Source organism: Roseateles noduli (genome assembly GCF_050626985.1).
Classification (GTDB): domain Bacteria; phylum Pseudomonadota; class Gammaproteobacteria; order Burkholderiales; family Burkholderiaceae_C; genus Roseateles; species Roseateles noduli_A.
In genome coordinates this window covers 1,953,462-1,969,621 of the sequence record NZ_CP192463.1, presented here as the reverse complement: position 1 = coordinate 1,969,621, position 16,160 = coordinate 1,953,462, and the positions used below count along the sequence as shown (strand labels likewise).

Genomic DNA, 16,160 nt, shown 5'->3' with positions numbered 1-16,160 from the left:
ACTCCTGTGACAGAGGGAAACAAGCCCTCAGGGACGGCAATCGCCGTGCCGCCCACGCCAGGGGTGGGCCGGCATGCGCCCCCGCTTCCCCCGGCGCCTCAGTTCAGGGCCGTCGGCGGCGGCATGTAGGGCGGTTCGCGCACGGGCACCGGGTTCTCGCCGGGGATGGGCGGATCGATCACGCCGGGCGGGTCGTCGCCGGGTTCCGGCGTGGGGCCGTGCGGCGGCGGCGGAACGATGGGAACCTCGTTCGGATGCGGCGGGCTCGGCGGAACCGTGTGAGCCTCGAAGGGCAGGGGCAGTTGGTGCATGGCGTTCCTTTTGTCTGCGCAGGCCCTTGCAAGCGGCGCGCCCGATGGCATCTCGGTTCTGGGGGTGTCCGGTGTCGCGCTTCATCGCCCTGCGGGCGCGGGACCGGGAGTTCTGTCGGCAAGCACTGCAGAACGCCGTGCGGACTGGCCGGCCAGATTGATCCCGTGGACGCGCCCGGAGGCGCCCGGTCCGGCCGTCCCGGCGCCGGGGCGGCACCGCATTTGCCAGCACTCAACGGAATTCAAGTGAACCCGGTCAACGGCCCCACCCACTGCATCTGACTGCCCAGGAGGCTCGCTCCATGAACGACAAGGCATTCGAGACGCCCTGGCAGCTGTTTCGGACGGCGATGACGGCGTCGCCCAAGCCCGATCAGCCGCGACGCCCGGACGAGGAGCGTCCCGCCCAGCCGCCCGCGCCCGGACCCGATCAGGCGCCGCACGAGCATCCCGACGACCCCGGCGTGCATCCGGACGGTCCCAGGCGCTATCACGACGACCACGCGGCGCCCGCGCGCCAGCAGCTCGAGCAAGGGGAACCCGCATGAGATCGCACGTCCTGCCGCAGGCCGATTTCCGCGCGGACCTGATGGCGCGCGACGAGGTCGTGGCGCTGCTGGTCGACGATCACCAGCGCGCGCAGCACGCCTTCCACCAGTTCGACCGGCTGTGGGCGCTGGGGGACCACGAATCCTGCGAGGCGCTGGTGCGCCGCACCTGCGCGCTGCTGACGGTGCATGCGACGCTGGAGGAAGAGCTGTTCTACCCCGCGGTCCGCAGGTGCCCGGAGATCGGCGCCGTCGAGCGTCGCCTGATCAACGAGGCCGAGATCGAGCACCTGGTCGTGCGCATCCTGATGTCGCAGCTGCGGCGCATGTGCGCGGAGGACACGCAATTCGCGCCCCTGGTGGGCGTGCTGGGCCGCTACGTCAGCCATCACGCGCAGGACGTGGAGCAGGGCATCCTGCCGCGCCTGACGCAGGCGTCGTCGGTGGACTGGCGCGCGCTGTCCACCGCGCTGCGCCGTCGCCGCGACGAGCTCGACCGCCAGTGGCGCGACGAACTCAGCCAGGAGAGCGCGGAGTACGAGCGCCAGCAGGACGCGTGAGCGTCGACGGGCGGCCGTTCAGGCGGCTGCCGGGTCCGACGGGGCCGCTGTTGCCGCCGCCGCCGCCGCCCCCGCTGCCGAGCGTGCGGCCGCGCGTTCGGCGCGGCGGGCGAGCGACATCACCAGCGGATGTGCCATGAAGTGCGCCAGCAGCCGCGCCTTCTGCTGGTCGGTCAATGTCGAGGACTCGATCATCGCGGGCCAGGCGGCGAATGCCGCCTTCACGCAGCGCGCGATGGCCGTGTCCGCCGGCTTGACGGGAATCCTCAGCCGATCGCAGAAGATCCGCAGCAGCGCGGGCGACATCGACTGCCGCGGGAGCGGCGCCTGCGCGACCTCCGGCGTGGCGGCGCGCCGGGGAAGCAGTGTCGGCGGCAGGATGTGCAGGGCATGCCCACGGATGCGCTGGAAGGCCGCATACGCCACCACGTCGTAGGCGGGCGAGAGCGTCGGGGTGATGCCGTCGAGGTAGCGCACGCCGAGGTTCTTCAGGTGCATGTCGGCGTTGCCGATCATCTCGTTGACGACGATGCGCCGCAGCAGTTCGTGCACCGCCGGCTCGCCCATCGACGGCTCGGTCATGAGTACCGCGGCGATATCGAGGTAGCTGATCCGCAAGCCGTCCGGTCCGCGGCCGTACTTGTCCTCGGGCGCCCGGCCGAGGACTTGCGCGAAGTCCTCGACATGGATCCGTCCCGCGGGCGAGCGGTCGAAGCGGGTCACCGCCAGGAATCGGGTCTGCGCCGTCGCGTCGCCAAGGTCGTAGCCATGCTGCAGACCCAGGCGCTCCAGCGGCTCCAGGGTGGCCTCGCAGGTGTCCACACCGGCGGCGCGCGCCAGCCGCAAGCTCAGCGCCTCGACCTCGGGCAGCAAGGGCTGGCCCACCACCGGCAGCTTCGCGATGATGTGGGTGTCGTGGTCCTTGGTCCTGCCGACATAACGCTCGCCGTCGCGGATGACGCCGAGCTTGGGCTGCACGCCCGACAGCGATACGCCTTCCTCGAGCGGGTCCGCCGTGACCGACATCTCCAGCGCGTCCTGACCCTGCGTGACGTAGCGCGCGAGTTCCTCGCGGGTCAACTCGATCGGGAGCGCGCGGACGTTGCCGGGCAGGTCCTTGCCGCAGGCGGCGAGCATCTCGAAGTGGTCGTCGGGCGCGCAGTCGCGAAGTTCCGCGACGTGATGGCGGAACACGCCTTCGGGCAGCAGGTTCTGGAAGAAGCTCGGCAGCATCCAGCCGGCCGACGAGGAACGGCGGCCGTTGAAACTGACCGAGCGGACGTCGCGCCACAGCGCGGCCTGCGCCTCGGGCGTCGCCGCCCGCATGGACAGCGAGAGCGTCGGCGCGTCGGCACCGGCCCGCGTCATGAGGTCCTCGTCGGCAACGAACCGGTTGATGACCGAGTCATCGTTCAAGACGTACTGGAACAGCACCCCCAGGCGCAGCGCGCCCAGATGGATGGCCAGGACCTTGACGTTCATGGACGCCCCTTGGCGGCCTGGCGGGCGTCGCGCTGGGCGTGCAGCGCTTCCAGGGCTTCCGTGACCACGGAACGCACCGGCGGGCCGACCGCATCCCCCGCGGCGACCGCCCTCGCGGCGCCCTTGGGGACCAGCACCAGCTCCAGGCCCAGCTGATGGGCCACGGCCACCAAGGTGGACACGCGGAAGTCCTCCTGACCGCTGAGCACATGCGTCAAGGTGCGGGGGGAGATGCCCGCCGTGTCGGCCAGGCGCGCCTGCGTCAGTCCGTTGCGGCGGGCCGTGTCACGGAGGATGCGGGCGATGTCAGGGAGGGTAAGCATGGCAATAAAGTTCCAATTCCTTCTGAAAAGGTACTTTATTGCCGTCCGCTGGTCAAGGGAATTGGAAATAAAATGCCATATCGAAGGAATGTGGAACTATGTTGCCATATCCCCTTCTCGCTCAGAGGCGGCGCGATCTGCCGGCGTGACGCTGCCCTGCACAGCGACGCCTGATCGGCAGGCAGCACAGCAGTTGCGCGAGTGACGCGAGCAGGGACGGCGCCGGACGAGCGCGCGGACGGAAGACGCGCCGGCCGTTCAGTCGATCCAGGAGGGCTTGCGCCACGCCACGGTTGGTCTGGAGCTTGGCCGTGGGCGGCAGGGAGGCCGTCGTCTCGAGGTAGGCCCGAGTCCGGTCACGCAGCCGGTCCGCGCGGTCCTTGCCGCCATGGCGCATCCAATCGGCGCGCAGGCGCTCGACCTCCTTGAAGTGGACCGGCTTGCCCTTGAGCCGGGCGACCAACGGCCACCGGGGGCCGGCGGCAGGAGGGACGGGCGGCGTCCGTCCGCGATCCAGGACGCCCTCGACAAAGCGGCGCTGGGTACGGTCGAAGGGCGAGGGCGCAGCGCCGTCATCCGCCGCGCGCGAGGTGGGAGAAACACGGAACAGACGGCCGAGGGTGTTGAACATGACGCAGGGACTCCTCGCGCCTGCCGCCGACCCGATCGGGTTGTCGCGGGGCGCGAGGGCTGTGTCGAGTCCGCGGCGGGCCGGGTTCCCGCGGACCGGGTTCCCGCGGACCGGATGCCCGCGGACCGGATGCCCGCGGACCGGATGCCCGTCAGCGCGAGGCGGCCGTGCTGGCCGCGCCGGCCGCCGGCGGGAACGCCGACTGCGGACCGGAGGCCCCCGCCGCGGTGACGCGCCAGATCACGTTGCCGACGTCGTCCGCCACCAGCAGCGCGCCCTGACGGTCGAGCGCGACGCCGACGGGGCGCCCCATGGCCTGCCCCTGGGCATCGAGGAAACCGGTCACCACGTCGACCGGCAGGCCGCTGGGCTTGGCGCCGACGAAGGGCACGAACACCACCTTGTAGCCCGCCGGCACCTTGCGATTCCACGAGCCGTGCTGGCCGATGAACATGCCGTGCGCGAAGTCCTGCGTCAGCTTGTTGCCGTCCGCCGAGGCCAGCCCCAGCGAGGCCGTGTGCGCGCCCACCGCGAAGTCGGGCACGAGCGCCTTCTCCACGAGTTCGGGCCGCTGCGGCTTGACGCGTTCGTCGACGTGGTTGCCGTACCAGCTGTACGGCCAGCCGTAGAAGCCGCCGTCCTGCACGGAGGTGATGTAGTCGGGCACCAGGTCGTCGCCGAGTTCGTCGCGCTCGTTCACGGCGACCCACAGCGCCTTGCTCGTGGGCTCCCACGCGAGACCGACGGGGTTGCGCAGCCCGGAGGCGAACACGCGCGTCGACCCGCTCTGCAGGTCGATCTCCAGGATCGCGGCGCGGCGCTGTTCGTTCTCGATGCCGTTCTCGGCGACGTTGCTGTTGGAGCCGATGCCCGCATAGAGCTTGGTGCCCTCGGCGTTGGCGATCAGGCTCTTGGTCCAGTGGTGGTTGATCGTGCCGCCGGGCAGGTCCGCGACCTTCGTCGGCTGGCCGGCAAGCCGGGTCTGGCCGGTCGCGTAGGGGAAGCGCACCACCGCGTCGGTGTTGGCGACGTAGAAGGTGTTGCCCACCAGCGCCATGCCGAACGGCGAGTTCAATCCTTCCGCGAACGCGAAGCGCTGGTCCGCGACCCCGTCGCCGTTGGTGTCGCGCAGCAGGGTGATGCGGTTGGCGCTCTTGGGCGTGGCGCCGGCCTTCTTCTGGAACTGCTTGGTGATCCAGGCCTTGGGGCCCTTGCCGTCGTCCGGGCGCACGGGGGCGTTGGTCTCGGCGATCAGCACGTCGCCGTTGGGCAGCACGTAGACCCAGCGCGGGTGGTCGAGCTTGTCGGCGAAGCGCGTGACCGTCAGCCCGGCCGCGGCCTGCGGTTTCGCACCCGCGGGCCAGCCGACGGCCTTGGCGACGTTGATCGTCGGCACCAGGGACTTCTGCGGCCCGGGCAGCACGGGTTTGGGGCCGTAGCCGGGCGGGGTCGCGGGTTGCGCTTCGAGCGCCAGCACCACGCGCGCGCCGCCGGCCAGGCCGGCCAGCGCGGCGACGACGGCGACGGCGCGGGTGATCCGACCGGCGCGGGGCGACACGAGGCGGGACATGTGGCGTGATATGCGGGGCGCCAGGGAGGCGGGCAGGGAGGACGCGGGCATCTTCTTGTTCATCGGCTTCTCCGTCGAGGAGCCGCCCCGGACGGGGCGGCGGCAGCGGACGGACCAGCAAGCGGGATGCCCGCGGCCCAACGTCCCAGCGCCGCGACGGCCCGACCCCTCAGCGCCTCGGCGCTTCAGGGCCTCAATGCCTCAATGCCCCCACGCCTCAACGCCTCAACGCCTCAGCGCCGGAACTCCCGGGCTTCGATGTCCTCCAGGCAATTGGCGGCATCGCGCATCAGCATCTCGAGCGGCAGCCGCGGGTCGGCCTCTTCCACAGCGCGTTTCAGCGCACGAAGCGGCGCCAGCAGCTGTGGCACCAGCTTCAGGGAGAGCAGCATGTCGTCGGGAAGGTGGCCCTCCAGTTCCCGCTTGCCGTGCACGAGCGCCTTCTCGACGTCGAGCCGCTGGAGTCGAAGGATCGCGTCGCGCAGGTGTCCCTCCAGCGGTTGGCCGGCGAGGGGGCTCACCTTCTGTCCGTCGGGGGTGCGGAAGAGCTTCGACACGCCGCTGTCCGCCGCCCTGCAGATGTCGCGCAACGACCCTTCCGGCGTGGTGAACTCGCGTGCCACGATCCCGCCGTCCGGACCGCGTTCGAAATCGCTCCAGTCCGGTGTCGGGCGCCCGAGGATCCATTGACCCAGCAGCGCCCGCTGCAGTTCCTGCCTGTCCGGTGGATCCTTCTCGTAGGAAGCGGCCAGCGGCGCGCCGACGACCGCGTCGACGATCACCACGGGCGACTCACGCGGGGACTTCCTCGAGCCGTCGATCGTGGCCCGGGGCAGACAGAAGTCGATGCCCGTCGATTGTTGCGCCGCCTGATGCAGCGTCGACGCCATCGCGGCCCTGATCGCGCGCGCGGTCGTGTCCCTGGCGCTTTCCACCCCGGTGATCGGCAGGAGTCGATACACCGGCGCGTCCTCGCCAGCGTTGACCAGCGCCTCGCTGCAGCCCACCGGCGGATGCAGATCGGGGTCCGCGGCCCGGAGCCTGCGCACATGCGCGGCGCGCGCAAGCGGCGAGTGTTCCTGTTCCATGCGAACCAAGGGCTTCGGGGCCACGGTCGCGCGAGGCGCGGACACGGACACGGACACGGACGCGGGGGCGGACGCTGGCGACGGCGTGGTCCGCGGGTCCGCGCCCTGCTTGCCCGTCGGTCGATGCGGGATCAGGGCGCGGACCTCCTTGGCCACCTTGTGGGCGGCGCCCTTCAATCGGGTCTTTGGCGCCTTCAGTGTCTTCTTGATGGCGCGCAAGGGCCGGCTCAGCAGGCGCTTGGTGAAGCTCGTCTGGGTCGAGGTCAGCGGTGTGGACGGATCCGAGGGCGCCATGGGCGTCTCCCGGATGTGGGCGATCGATTTGAAGACGGTCGGCATGCGATGGAACTCCTGGCCGCCCGGCTGCCATCCCGGTGGGATCGATGCGGCGGGCATGACCATATGTCTGCATCCGACAACCGCTGGTTCCGCGAACCGTCTTGCCGCGAACAACACCTGGCACCCCGCTTGCTCCGGCAGCAGCCTGTTCGAAATGCGGTACACAGGCATTCCTGGGAGGATGATGAAGACGATTCGATACACCGCCTGCGCGACCGCGGCCCTGGGACTGCTGGGCGAACCGGCCTTCGCCCAGCAGGCGCCCGCGCCGGCACCGAACGCGCCGGCACCGAACGCGCCGGCACCGAACGCGCAGGCGCTGCCGACCGTGGTCGTGTCCGGCAGCGTGGCCGAGCGCCGGCTCGACGAGGCGCCGTATGCGGCGTCCGTCATCGACGCCGACACGCTGCGCGGCGCCGGGCCGATGATCAACCTGTCCGAAGCGCTGAACCGCGTCCCCGGCCTCACCGCCAACAACCGGCAGAACTACGCCCAGGACCTGCAGCTGTCCTCGCGCGGCTTCGGCGCGCGGGCGCCGTTCGGGGTGCGCGGACTGCGGCTCTACACGGACGGCATCCCGGCCACGATGCCGGACGGGCAGGGCCAGGTCACGCACTTCGACCTCGCGTCGGCCGCGCGCATCGAGGTGCTGCGCGGGCCGTTCTCCGCGCTCTACGGCAACAGCTCGGGCGGCGTCATCGCGCTGGTGAGCGCCCCGGTGCGCGAGCGCTTCGCCGAACTGGACCTCGACGCCGGCAGAGCCGGCCTGCGCCAGGCGCGCGTCACCGCCGGCACGCCCTTCGGCGACGGCTGGGAAGCGCAAGGGGGCGTGTCGCACCTGGAGACCGACGGCTTGCGCCCGCACAGCGCCGCGCGACGCACCCTGGCCAACGGGCGCCTGGCCTGGACGGGGACGCGCGACCAGGTAATGCTGATGGTCAGCGACATCGACCAGCGCGCGCAGGATCCGCTCGGACTGACCGCCGCGCAGTTCGCGGCGGATCCGGACCAGACCGCTTCGCAGGCGGAGCAGTTCAACACCCGCAAGAACGCGAGCCAGACGCAGCTCGGCGCGCGTTGGCGGCATCGCTTCGACGAGGCGGGCGCCTTGTCCGAGAGTGTCCTGACCGCCTACGGCGGGCGGCGATCGGTGACGCAGTGGCAGTCCATCGCCGTGGGCGCGCAGACACCCGCCGGCAGCGGCGGCGGGGTCGTGGACTTCAGTCGCCGCTACGACGGCGTCGACGCCCGCCTGCTGTGGCGGCTCGGACCGGCGACGCTGGTCACCGGCCTGAACGTGGAGCGCCAGACGGACGATCGCCAGGGCTACGAGAACTTCGTCGGCACCGGCGCGTCGCAGCAGTTGGGCGTGACCGGCGCGCTGCGCCGCAACGAGGAGAACGAGGCCGTCACGCGCGAGGCCTACGCGCAGGTGGAACTGCCGCTGACGACGACGCTCACCGCCAGCGCCGGCGTGCGCGCGGGACGCGTGTCGCTGTCCGCCAGCGACCGCTTCCTGGCCAACGGCGACGACTCCGGCTCGCTGCGCTACGACTACGCGAACCCGGCGGTGGGACTCGGGTGGAAGCTCGCGCCGTCGCTGCTGCTGCACGCCGCGCTGGGACGCGGCTTCGAATCGCCGACGCTCAACGAACTGGCCTACCGCGCCGACGGGTCGGGCGGCTTCAACGCCGCGCTGCGGCCGCAGAAAAGCCTGCAGCAGGAGATCGGGGCGAAGTGGCGCGGGGGCGATGTCGAGCTCGACGCCACCGCGTTCCACGTCGCCACGCGCGACGAGATCGGCGTGCTGTCCAACAGCGGCGGGCGCTCGAGTTTCCAGAACGTCGGGCGCACGCGGCGCAGCGGCGTGGAGCTGTCCGGCGCCTGGGACCTCGCGCCGCGCTGGCGCGCGCAGATGGCGCTCGGCACGCTGAAGGCGCGCTACCGCGACGGTTTCTTGACCTGCACCGGCACGCCATGTCCGACGGCCAACGTGCCGGTTGCCGCGGGCAATCGCATCGCGGGCACCAACGGCGGCAGCGCCTACGCCGAACTGGCGTGGCGGCCGTTCGAGGCCGCGCGCGACGGGGAGCTCGCGCTCGAATGGCGCGGTGTCAAGCGCACCGCCGTCAACGACATCAACGGCGAGGCCGCGGCCGGGTATGGCCTGCTCAATCTGCGCGCCCGCCACGGATGGACCTTCGGCGCGACGCGTGCGGAACTGACCGCGCGCATCGACAACGCCGCCGACCGCCGCTACGTCGGCAGCGTCATCGTCAACGACGGCAACGGCCGGTTCTACGAGCCGGCGCCGGGGCGCTCGTTCTGGGTGGGACTGTCGTTGCGGCTGTAGCGCGACTCGGCGGCGACGATCATTTCCGTCAGCATGTTCAGCCGGTCGCGCACGACCTGGATGCGGACGGTGTCGTGTTCATCGAGATCGTCCACGGACTGGGCGGTCTCCGCCATCCAGCGGTGAAGTCCCTCGATCCGGCGATCCTGCCCGGCAACGGCCCAGGCGGGCATCGTCACCGACGGACCGGGGGTCAGCGTGGCCCAGGGGGCCAACGGGGTGCGCGGGACGGCCGCGTGCGGCCAGAGCCGCCGGTTGAAGGCGCGGAGCTCGGCGAGCGGGTCCGCTCGAGCTGCCGGTCGACGATCGTCTGCCCGAGGGCGAGCCGCGGCGCGGGCCGCCAGCGTGGTCAGGTCGCCCAGCCGCTGTCGATAACGGTCGAAGAGGGTGCGCAGCGACATCGTCGGATCCTCCGCGACCAGCTGCTGCACGAGGCGCAGGCTGCGCACGCCCAGGCGGACGGCGTCGCGGCTCAGGAGTTCATCGGGGAAGGCGCGCGGATTGGCGGCGCACAGGTGGAGCTCGTGGCTGTCCCGCACCTGCCGGCGCACGCTGAACAGCCGCGCCTCCAGCTCGTCCGCGTCGATCGACTGCAGGCGAGCGACCAGGCCGGCATCCAGCGGCGCATCGGCGGCGGCGAGCGATGTCTCTCGCAGCGGATGCCTGAGCAGGCCGTTGATGCGGATGGGGCGGTGATGGACGGCGGCCATGCCCATCGGTTCGGGAAACGCCAGACCGAAGTCGATGGCATGACAGCGACCGTCGTCCTCGACGCAGAGGTTCTCCCACTGCAGGTCGAGGTCGCCCAGCATGAGCTTGGCCAGCACGGCGCGCTGGAGTTCCGGCGCGGGGATCCGCGAAGCCGTCTCGCCGTCCGCGTCGATCCAGCGGCGGTACTGGACCTCGTCGATGGCCCCGCGCTCGGCCGCGGCGGTGGCGGCAGTGCCCAGGGTCCGCCCGGGCAGGCCGGTCTGGATCAGCGCCGGGGCGTCATCGAAGCGGGCGATGCAGGCGCGGTTCTCCGCGAAGCGAAAGCCCGTCTGCCGGGTGATCTCCGCGTGCGCCGCCGCGGCCATCACTTCGCGGAACGCCGCCGCCCCCGCGGGCAGGCCGCTCTGGTCGGATTCCCCCGCCAGCGGCTTGACGACGTGGGCGACACCGCCGGCGGCGTTGTGGATCAGCAGGACCTGGCTCGATCCGGTGTCCGCCGCCGTGGCGCCGAATCGCCTGCGCATCGCGCCGGCATGTGCCGCCGTCTGCCGCGATGCCACCTCGGTCCGGGACTTCGCCGCGGCCCGGGCCAACGACGCGTCCGGAATGGCGGTGGCGGTCCACGCGGCGTCGTGGCGCAGCGGGAACTCCCGGTCGATCCGTCGCTGCTGCGCGCGCCGACGGGCCGGGCCGACGCCGAGCCGGCTCAGCAGCGCCTCGACGAATCGGCCTTGCGGCTTGTCCAGCGCACGGTGTCGCCGCGGGTCGGTCTCGCCGGGGCCCATGGCGGATGCGGTTGCGGTTGTGGTTGTGGTTGCGGTCGCGGGCGGGTCGAGGTCGCGCGGGCGCGCAAGGAACGGGAGGCGCATGTCGTCGATGTTCCGTGGTGTGTGCCGTCAGTCGTCCTGGTCATTCGTCCCGCTCAGTCGGCGCGAGGCGGTGGCCTCGACCTGAACCAGTCCAGCACCTCGGGATAACGCGCCAGCAATTGACGCAGCGAGAGGGAGGGGTCCTCCGCGATCAGCGTCTGCACGGCATCGATGGCGTCAATGGGACGGAACAGCGCGTCGCTGATCGCCGCCGCGCGCGGTGCGCCTTCATGATCGGCTTCCGGGGCCAACGATCCGGTGGCCGGCCAGGGCCGCAGGGCGGTCATGCAGAGACACCACGTGAGGTCGTCCGTGTCGATGTCACGCACCTTGGCGACCAGCGCGGCGTCCAGCGGCGCATCCCATGCCGTCGACGACCGATCGACCGGCGGGGGGCTGAACAGCGCCGCGCGGGCGCCGCCGGCCTGAATCTCGTCCAGAAGCCAGACGATGCCGTCGTCCTCGGGGAAGGTCTCGGCGCCGTCCAGATGCCAGCACCGGCCGTCGACGTCGACCAGCAGGCCGTCCCAGCCCGCCTGCCAGTTGTCGGTGAACAAGCGCGTCAGCGCGATCTGCTGCAGCGCGGCCGGTGCCAGTCCGTCCATCGCTTCACGAGCCGCCTGCTGGAGCTGTGCCGCGCCGCCGGCGCCTGGGCGGTGGAGGGCCTCGTACGCGATCCGCAGCGCGGGCGGCAGGGGACCCGGGGCGGCGGTGAGCACGCCGGGGCCGCGGCTGGTCAGCTCATGCGCGACAGGACGCGGAAGATCCAGCGAGAGACCGACGCTCGACCGCAGCAGGTCGTCCAGCGTGGCCGCCATCCGTTCCCGCAGCACCGACGCATCGTCTTCGGTCGGGCGGAAGGCGATGCCGGGCTGCCCATCGGCATCGCAGAGCAGCAGCACATGGGGGCGTCCGGGGGCCGGGACCACCGCGGACGTGCGACTCCAGTCATCGGCGAGCGCCCGCAGGCGCCCGTCGAAATCGGGGGCGTCGGCGCCCGGGAGGGCCAGGCGGGTCGACGTGTGCCTGAGCGTCTTCGCCAGACAGCCCTCGAGGAGTTGCACTTCCTGGAGCCGGCGCAGGTTGCTGTGGAAGCGACCCGAGGCCATCCGGCCATCGGCGGCGGCCGCCATCACCGTCGCGGCGCGCTTGTTGAGATAGTCCCGGCAGCGTTGGCGTGCCGCGGCGAACATCGGCGTGCCTTTCCGATGCGCGCCCTTCCGATGCACGCCGTCTCCTGCCGCGGCGGATTGGAGGGCCTGCTTCGCCGACTGGAGCACCGCGACGTAGGCGGCATCCTTGGGTCGCCCGAGGATCCGGCTGACCGGGCTGCGGGCCATCAGCGCGTCGAGCCGCGTCGGCGGGAACACCTCGCGGAGGTTCTCTTCGGCCGTCAGGTCGGGGCCTGGCGGGAGGGCGTCGTCGGGCGGGGCCGATCGCTGCAGCAGGCGCTCGCAGAAGTGGCTCCCGTCCCATTCGAGGCCGTTCCCGTCGTCGTGGAGCGCGGTCTCCGGTGCGGTTCCGCCGCACGGCGTGCCGATGCGGGACGGGAAATCGATGGAGGAATGACGAGGCATGGGGGTCAGGTCTTGAAGGGCGAGAAATGCGCGGAGGGGGAGGACGCGGACGAGGACGCGGACGAGGACGTCGGAGAGCGCGGTGGCGTGCCCCCCAGCTGACGCGCGATCTCGGCGAGCGCCGCGTCCAGTCCCGATCGCAGGCCCAGTTCGATGAAGCCGTTGGTGTCCATCAGTTCGACCAGGTCGTCGCTGGCGAAGCGGGTGCGGCCGTCGGCGACATGGGCGCCGACGCGGCGCAGCACGTCGTCGCGGACCTCGCGATCGGAGGCGGTCTCGACGGCCTCGAGCAGTTCGATCAACGGCCCGTCGAAGCCGTCGATCAGCGTCTCCAGGTCCGCGACCGCGTCGTCGAGCGCCACGGTGAGGCGCGTGCGATCGGGATGCGACTCGCAGCGTTCGATCACCGCGCGCCGCAGGTCGTCCACCGCGAGCCGCAACCGGCGTCGCGTCTGGAGCCAGGTCTGGCGGGGCGGAGGAGAGGGCGCCTCGGGGCGCCCGGGGCGCGACTTCAGCGGGGGAGCATCAGGGAGCGCAGCGCGCGCGGGGTGCAGAGGCGTCATTCCCGTTTGTCGCGCGGCAATGCGCAGCGGTTCACACGTCTGGGCGATCTCCCGGGCGGCTGCCCACATCGTCACGGGCGACTCTGTTGAGCCGGTGCTCATCCAGTTCGCCGCCGTCCTTCAGGCCGACGGTGACTCCATGGCCCTTCACCTCCATCGAGGTGTGGTCATGCGGGTCGATCTGCATGCAGGAAATTTCTGCCGAACCGGTGCGCCCGTTCCAGCAACGGCGGCGGCTCAATGCGCGGCTCAGTGCGCGGCTCAGTGCGCCGCGAGCTGCTCTACCAGACGCATCAGCAGCTGCGGCTTGAGCGGCTTGGGCAGATGCGCGTCGAAGCCGGCCTGCAGCGCCTGCTTCCGGTCCAGGTCCCGCGAGAAGGCCGTCAGCGCGATCGCCGGCAGGCGTTCACCGGGCGTCTCCAGGGCGCGGATGTCGCGGATCAGCTCGTAGCCGTCGCGGCCCGGCAGGCCGATGTCGCTGATCAGCAGGTCGAACGCGTTGCCGGCGAGCGCCAGCAACGCCTCGTCCGCGCTGTGCACCGCGGTCACCCGGGCCTCCCGGTCCTCGAGGATCAGCTTGAGCATCGCGCCCGCGTCCACGTCGTCCTCGACCACCAGCACGCGCAGCCCGGTCAGGGGGACCGCCGTCTCGTCCGCCGCGCCCGACTCGCCGAACGCGCCGAGCGCGCCGAACGCGCTCAGCCCGCCGGAGGCGGTGTCGGCTTCCAGCGTCGTCGGCGCCGTCTCCTCGCCGGGCAGCCAGAACCGGATCGCCGCGCCGCGCCCGCGCCCCTCGCTGCGCACGTCGACCCAGCCGCCGTGCGCCTCGATCAGGCTCTTGACGATGGCCAGGCCCAGCCCGAGCCCGCCGTGCTGGCGGCTGCTCGCGGCGTCGCTCTGCGTGAAGCGGTCGAAGACATGCGGCAGGAACTCCGGCGCGATGCCCTGGCCCTCGTCGCGCACCTCGACCAGCACGCCCGCGTCCTGCGCCCGCAGCGACAGCGTGATCGCGCTGCCGCGCGGCGAGAACTTGGCCGCGTTGCCCATCAGGTTCCAGATCACCTGCTGCAGCCGGCCGCTGTCGGCCAGCAGGACGGTGGACTCGTCGTGCAGGTCGAGCTCGACCCGATGCCCGCTGGCATCGAGGTTGTGCTGGATCACCGCCACCGCCGCGCGCAGCACCTCGCCGGCCTCGACGCGCTCGCGCGCCAAGGGCAGCTTGCCGATGTTCAGGCGCGACATGTCGAGGATGTCCGTGATCATCCGCGCCTGGATGGACACGTTGCGGTCGATCGCCGCCAGGCCCTTCGCCAGCAGGTCCGGCGGGCTGTGCCGCTGCAGCACGTGCGTCCAGCCCATGATCGCGTTCAGCGGCGTGCGCAGCTCGTGCGACAGCACCGCGATCAGGTCGTCCTTCATCCGCGACAGCGCCTCGGCCTCGCTGCGCGCGCTGCGCTCGCGGTCCAGCAGTTCCTGGCGCTGGAGCGCGAGCAGCTGCTGCTGCGAGATGTCCGCGGCCATCGCCATGCACACCCCGGGTTCGATCGGGGGCGAGGCGGTCCATTCGACCGGCACGCCCGCGCCGTCGCCCGATTGCAGGGAGAACTCGGCCTGCAGGCCGTCGTGGCCCAGCGCGGCGACGAAGTCGCGCGCGGCGGGCAGGTCGGCGGCGTCGACGAAGTCCGTCAGCGGCCGTCCGATGACGGTGTCGCCCTCGTCCGGTCCGAGGCCGAGCAGCGCGAGCATCGCCGGATTGGCGTCCAGCACCGTGCCGTCGCCGGCCTTGAGCAGGCAGATGCCGCCGGGCGCCTGGGCGTAGACGGCGCGGAACTTGGTCTCGCTGCGCCGCATCGCGTCCTCGGCCGCGCGCGTGCGCACCAGCGCCTGGATCGTCGAGACCAGCACCGCCGGCTCCACCGGGTGCGTGAGGTAGGCGTCGGCGCCGGCGTCCAGGCCGCGGACCTTGTCCTCGTCGGTGAGGTAGGCCGCGGTCAGGTGGATCACCGGCAGCCGGAAGGTGCTGGCCTGCGCGCGCAGGCGGCGGCACAGCTCGAAGCCGTCGATGTCGGGCAGGTGGATGTCGAGCACCACGGCCGACAGGCCCTGGTCCGCGACGCGCAGGGCGTCCGCGCCGGTGCCCGCTTCCAGCGTCGGGAAGCCGGCCGCGTTGAGCAGACGCACCGTCGTGTAGCGGCCGATCGGGTCGTCGTTGACGACCAGCAGCCGGTGCCGGGAGCGGTCGATGACGCGCGGTTCGCTCATGCGTCGGGCACCTCCGGGGCGGCGCCATGGGTGGCCTCGTCTGCGGCGTCGTCGGCCGCACCTTGGGCGGCGTCCGGCGCGCCGGGCAGCCGCAGCGGCAGCGTCACCGAGAACACCGATCCCACGCCCGGCTCGCTGCGCAGCCCGACGCGGCCGCCGAGCAGCTCCGCCAGCCGCTTGCTCAGCGACAGGCCCAGGCCCGTGCCGCGCAGCCGCTTCTGGATCGGCGAGCCGATCTGGGTGAAGTCCTGGAAGATCGCGTCGTGGAACTCCGGCGCGATGCCGATGCCGGTGTCCGCCACGGAGAAGGTGATCTCGTCCTCGCCGCCGTCCGCGCCCGGGGCGGTCACGGCGCTCACGCGCACCTCGCCCTGCGCGGTGAACTTCAGCGCGTTGGAGATGTAGTTGCGCAGGATCTGCGAGAGCTTGGCGTCGTCGGTGAAGAGCTGCGAGATGCCGTGCGGCTCCTCGAAGATCAGCTGGACCTCCGGATTGACCAGCACCGGCTTGAACATGCCGCGCAGCGCCGCGAAGAGGTCGACCAGCTCGAACCAGGCCGGCGAGATGTCGATGCGGCCCGCCTCGACCTTGGCCAGGTCGAGCAGGTCGTTGACCATGTCGGCAAATTCTTCCGAGGTGGTGCGGATGAAGTTGATCTGCTTTTCCTGCTCGTCGGTCAGCGGTCCGTCGACGCGGTCCAGCAGCAGCCGCGTCAGGCTGCGGATCGAGGAGATCGGCGTGCGGAACTCGTGGCTCATGTAGGCCAGGAAGCGGCTCTTGAGCTCGGTGGCCTGGCGCAGCTGCTGCGCCTGCGTGTCGAGTTCCGCGTACAGCGCCAGCACGCCGCGGTTGGTCTCGTCGAGTTCGGCCTGCAGCGCCTCGATCTGCGCCTGCGAGGCGGCCAGCGCGTCGCGCAGGGCGGCGGGGTCGTCGGTGGGCATCGTGTCCTTCATGGGCGTCATGCGCATCCTGC

General features: G+C 71.6%; 15 protein-coding genes. 3 read left to right on the top strand and 12 right to left on the bottom strand.

All coding sequences use genetic code 11. From position 1 onward, the window contains the following. Positions 1-98: 98 nt before the first annotated feature. A complete protein-coding gene (locus ACQ4L4_RS08535; protein ID WP_431103821.1) occupies positions 99-311 on the bottom strand; it encodes a hypothetical protein in 213 nt (70 codons plus the stop codon). 302 nt (positions 312-613) lie between these two features. Here ACQ4L4_RS08535 and ACQ4L4_RS08530 point away from each other — a divergent pair, with 302 nt between their 5' ends. Then, positions 614-859: a hypothetical protein gene (locus ACQ4L4_RS08530; RefSeq protein ID WP_431103820.1), complete on the top strand. Its 246-nt coding sequence runs from the start codon at positions 614-616 to the stop codon at positions 857-859. After that, positions 856-1,419, top strand: a complete 564-nt coding sequence (locus ACQ4L4_RS08525; RefSeq protein WP_431103819.1) for a hemerythrin domain-containing protein — start codon at positions 856-858, stop codon at positions 1,417-1,419. The genes ACQ4L4_RS08530 and ACQ4L4_RS08525 overlap by 4 nt, the downstream gene beginning before the upstream one ends. 18 nt (positions 1,420-1,437) lie before the next feature. Here ACQ4L4_RS08525 and ACQ4L4_RS08520 read toward each other — a convergent pair whose 3' ends face one another. From ACQ4L4_RS08520 to ACQ4L4_RS08500, 5 genes are all read right to left on the bottom strand, one after another. Beyond that, on the bottom strand, positions 1,438-2,901 hold the full coding sequence (locus ACQ4L4_RS08520; RefSeq protein WP_431103818.1) for a type II toxin-antitoxin system HipA family toxin: 1,464 nt from the start codon (positions 2,899-2,901) through the stop codon (positions 1,438-1,440). Further along, complete coding sequence (locus tag ACQ4L4_RS08515) at positions 2,898-3,224, bottom strand: helix-turn-helix domain-containing protein (protein WP_431103817.1); 327 nt, start codon at positions 3,222-3,224, stop codon at positions 2,898-2,900. Before ACQ4L4_RS08515 ends, ACQ4L4_RS08520 begins: the two co-directional genes overlap by 4 nt. Before the next feature lie 121 nt (positions 3,225-3,345). Continuing rightward, positions 3,346-3,855, bottom strand: a complete 510-nt coding sequence (locus ACQ4L4_RS08510; RefSeq protein ID WP_431103816.1) for a hypothetical protein — start codon at positions 3,853-3,855, stop codon at positions 3,346-3,348. Between the two features lie 151 nt (positions 3,856-4,006). Continuing rightward, entirely contained in the window at positions 4,007-5,425 is a 1,419-nt protein-coding gene (locus ACQ4L4_RS08505) for a PQQ-dependent sugar dehydrogenase (RefSeq protein ID WP_431103815.1), read from the bottom strand. 233 nt (positions 5,426-5,658) lie between these two features. Beyond that, on the bottom strand, positions 5,659-7,017 hold the full coding sequence (locus tag ACQ4L4_RS08500) for a hypothetical protein (protein ID WP_431103814.1): 1,359 nt from the start codon (positions 7,015-7,017) through the stop codon (positions 5,659-5,661). A gap of 19 nt (positions 7,018-7,036) precedes the next feature. Here ACQ4L4_RS08500 and ACQ4L4_RS08495 point away from each other — a divergent pair, with 19 nt between their 5' ends. Beyond that, positions 7,037-9,205, top strand: coding sequence for a TonB-dependent receptor family protein (locus tag ACQ4L4_RS08495; RefSeq protein WP_431103813.1), 2,169 nt, complete (start codon positions 7,037-7,039; stop codon positions 9,203-9,205). On the opposite strand, the gene ACQ4L4_RS08490 is transcribed toward ACQ4L4_RS08495, so the two are convergent. The 6 genes from ACQ4L4_RS08490 to ACQ4L4_RS08465 form a co-directional block, all read right to left on the bottom strand. Beyond that, a complete protein-coding gene (locus tag ACQ4L4_RS08490; protein WP_431103812.1) occupies positions 9,151-10,701 on the bottom strand; it encodes a hypothetical protein in 1,551 nt (516 codons plus the stop codon). The two genes, ACQ4L4_RS08495 and ACQ4L4_RS08490, sit on opposite strands and share 55 nt — an antisense overlap. Before the next feature lie 137 nt (positions 10,702-10,838). Further along, complete coding sequence (locus tag ACQ4L4_RS08485; RefSeq protein ID WP_431103811.1) at positions 10,839-12,362, bottom strand: hypothetical protein; 1,524 nt, start codon at positions 12,360-12,362, stop codon at positions 10,839-10,841. A gap of 5 nt (positions 12,363-12,367) precedes the next feature. Then, a complete protein-coding gene (locus ACQ4L4_RS08480; protein ID WP_431103810.1) occupies positions 12,368-12,925 on the bottom strand; it encodes a hypothetical protein in 558 nt (185 codons plus the stop codon). Positions 12,926-12,956: 31 nt separating this feature from the next. Further along, positions 12,957-13,112: a hypothetical protein gene (locus ACQ4L4_RS08475; RefSeq protein WP_431103809.1), complete on the bottom strand. Its 156-nt coding sequence runs from the start codon at positions 13,110-13,112 to the stop codon at positions 12,957-12,959. 74 nt (positions 13,113-13,186) lie between these two features. Then, positions 13,187-15,187, bottom strand: coding sequence for a response regulator (locus tag ACQ4L4_RS08470; RefSeq protein WP_431103808.1), 2,001 nt, complete (start codon positions 15,185-15,187; stop codon positions 13,187-13,189). Further along, complete coding sequence (locus ACQ4L4_RS08465) at positions 15,184-16,149, bottom strand: sensor histidine kinase (RefSeq protein ID WP_431103807.1); 966 nt, start codon at positions 16,147-16,149, stop codon at positions 15,184-15,186. The genes ACQ4L4_RS08470 and ACQ4L4_RS08465 overlap by 4 nt, the downstream gene beginning before the upstream one ends. Positions 16,150-16,160: the final 11 nt, after the last annotated feature.

Coding starts and splice junctions, on each gene's coding strand:
- ACQ4L4_RS08535 (WP_431103821.1), bottom strand. CDS start 311: ATGCACCAACTGCCCCTGCCCTTCGAGGCTCACACGGTTCCGCCGAGC.
- ACQ4L4_RS08530 (WP_431103820.1), top strand. CDS start 614: ATGAACGACAAGGCATTCGAGACGCCCTGGCAGCTGTTTCGGACGGCG.
- ACQ4L4_RS08525 (WP_431103819.1), top strand. CDS start 856: ATGAGATCGCACGTCCTGCCGCAGGCCGATTTCCGCGCGGACCTGATG.
- ACQ4L4_RS08520 (WP_431103818.1), bottom strand. CDS start 2,901: ATGAACGTCAAGGTCCTGGCCATCCATCTGGGCGCGCTGCGCCTGGGG.
- ACQ4L4_RS08515 (WP_431103817.1), bottom strand. CDS start 3,224: ATGCTTACCCTCCCTGACATCGCCCGCATCCTCCGTGACACGGCCCGC.
- ACQ4L4_RS08510 (WP_431103816.1), bottom strand. CDS start 3,855: ATGTTCAACACCCTCGGCCGTCTGTTCCGTGTTTCTCCCACCTCGCGC.
- ACQ4L4_RS08505 (WP_431103815.1), bottom strand. CDS start 5,425: ATGTCCCGCCTCGTGTCGCCCCGCGCCGGTCGGATCACCCGCGCCGTC.
- ACQ4L4_RS08495 (WP_431103813.1), top strand. CDS start 7,037: ATGAAGACGATTCGATACACCGCCTGCGCGACCGCGGCCCTGGGACTG.
- ACQ4L4_RS08490 (WP_431103812.1), bottom strand. CDS start 10,701: ATGGGCCCCGGCGAGACCGACCCGCGGCGACACCGTGCGCTGGACAAG.
- ACQ4L4_RS08485 (WP_431103811.1), bottom strand. CDS start 12,362: ATGCCTCGTCATTCCTCCATCGATTTCCCGTCCCGCATCGGCACGCCG.
- ACQ4L4_RS08480 (WP_431103810.1), bottom strand. CDS start 12,925: ATGACGCCTCTGCACCCCGCGCGCGCTGCGCTCCCTGATGCTCCCCCG.
- ACQ4L4_RS08475 (WP_431103809.1), bottom strand. CDS start 13,112: ATGCAGATCGACCCGCATGACCACACCTCGATGGAGGTGAAGGGCCAT.
- ACQ4L4_RS08470 (WP_431103808.1), bottom strand. CDS start 15,187: ATGAGCGAACCGCGCGTCATCGACCGCTCCCGGCACCGGCTGCTGGTC.
- ACQ4L4_RS08465 (WP_431103807.1), bottom strand. CDS start 16,149: ATGACGCCCATGAAGGACACGATGCCCACCGACGACCCCGCCGCCCTG.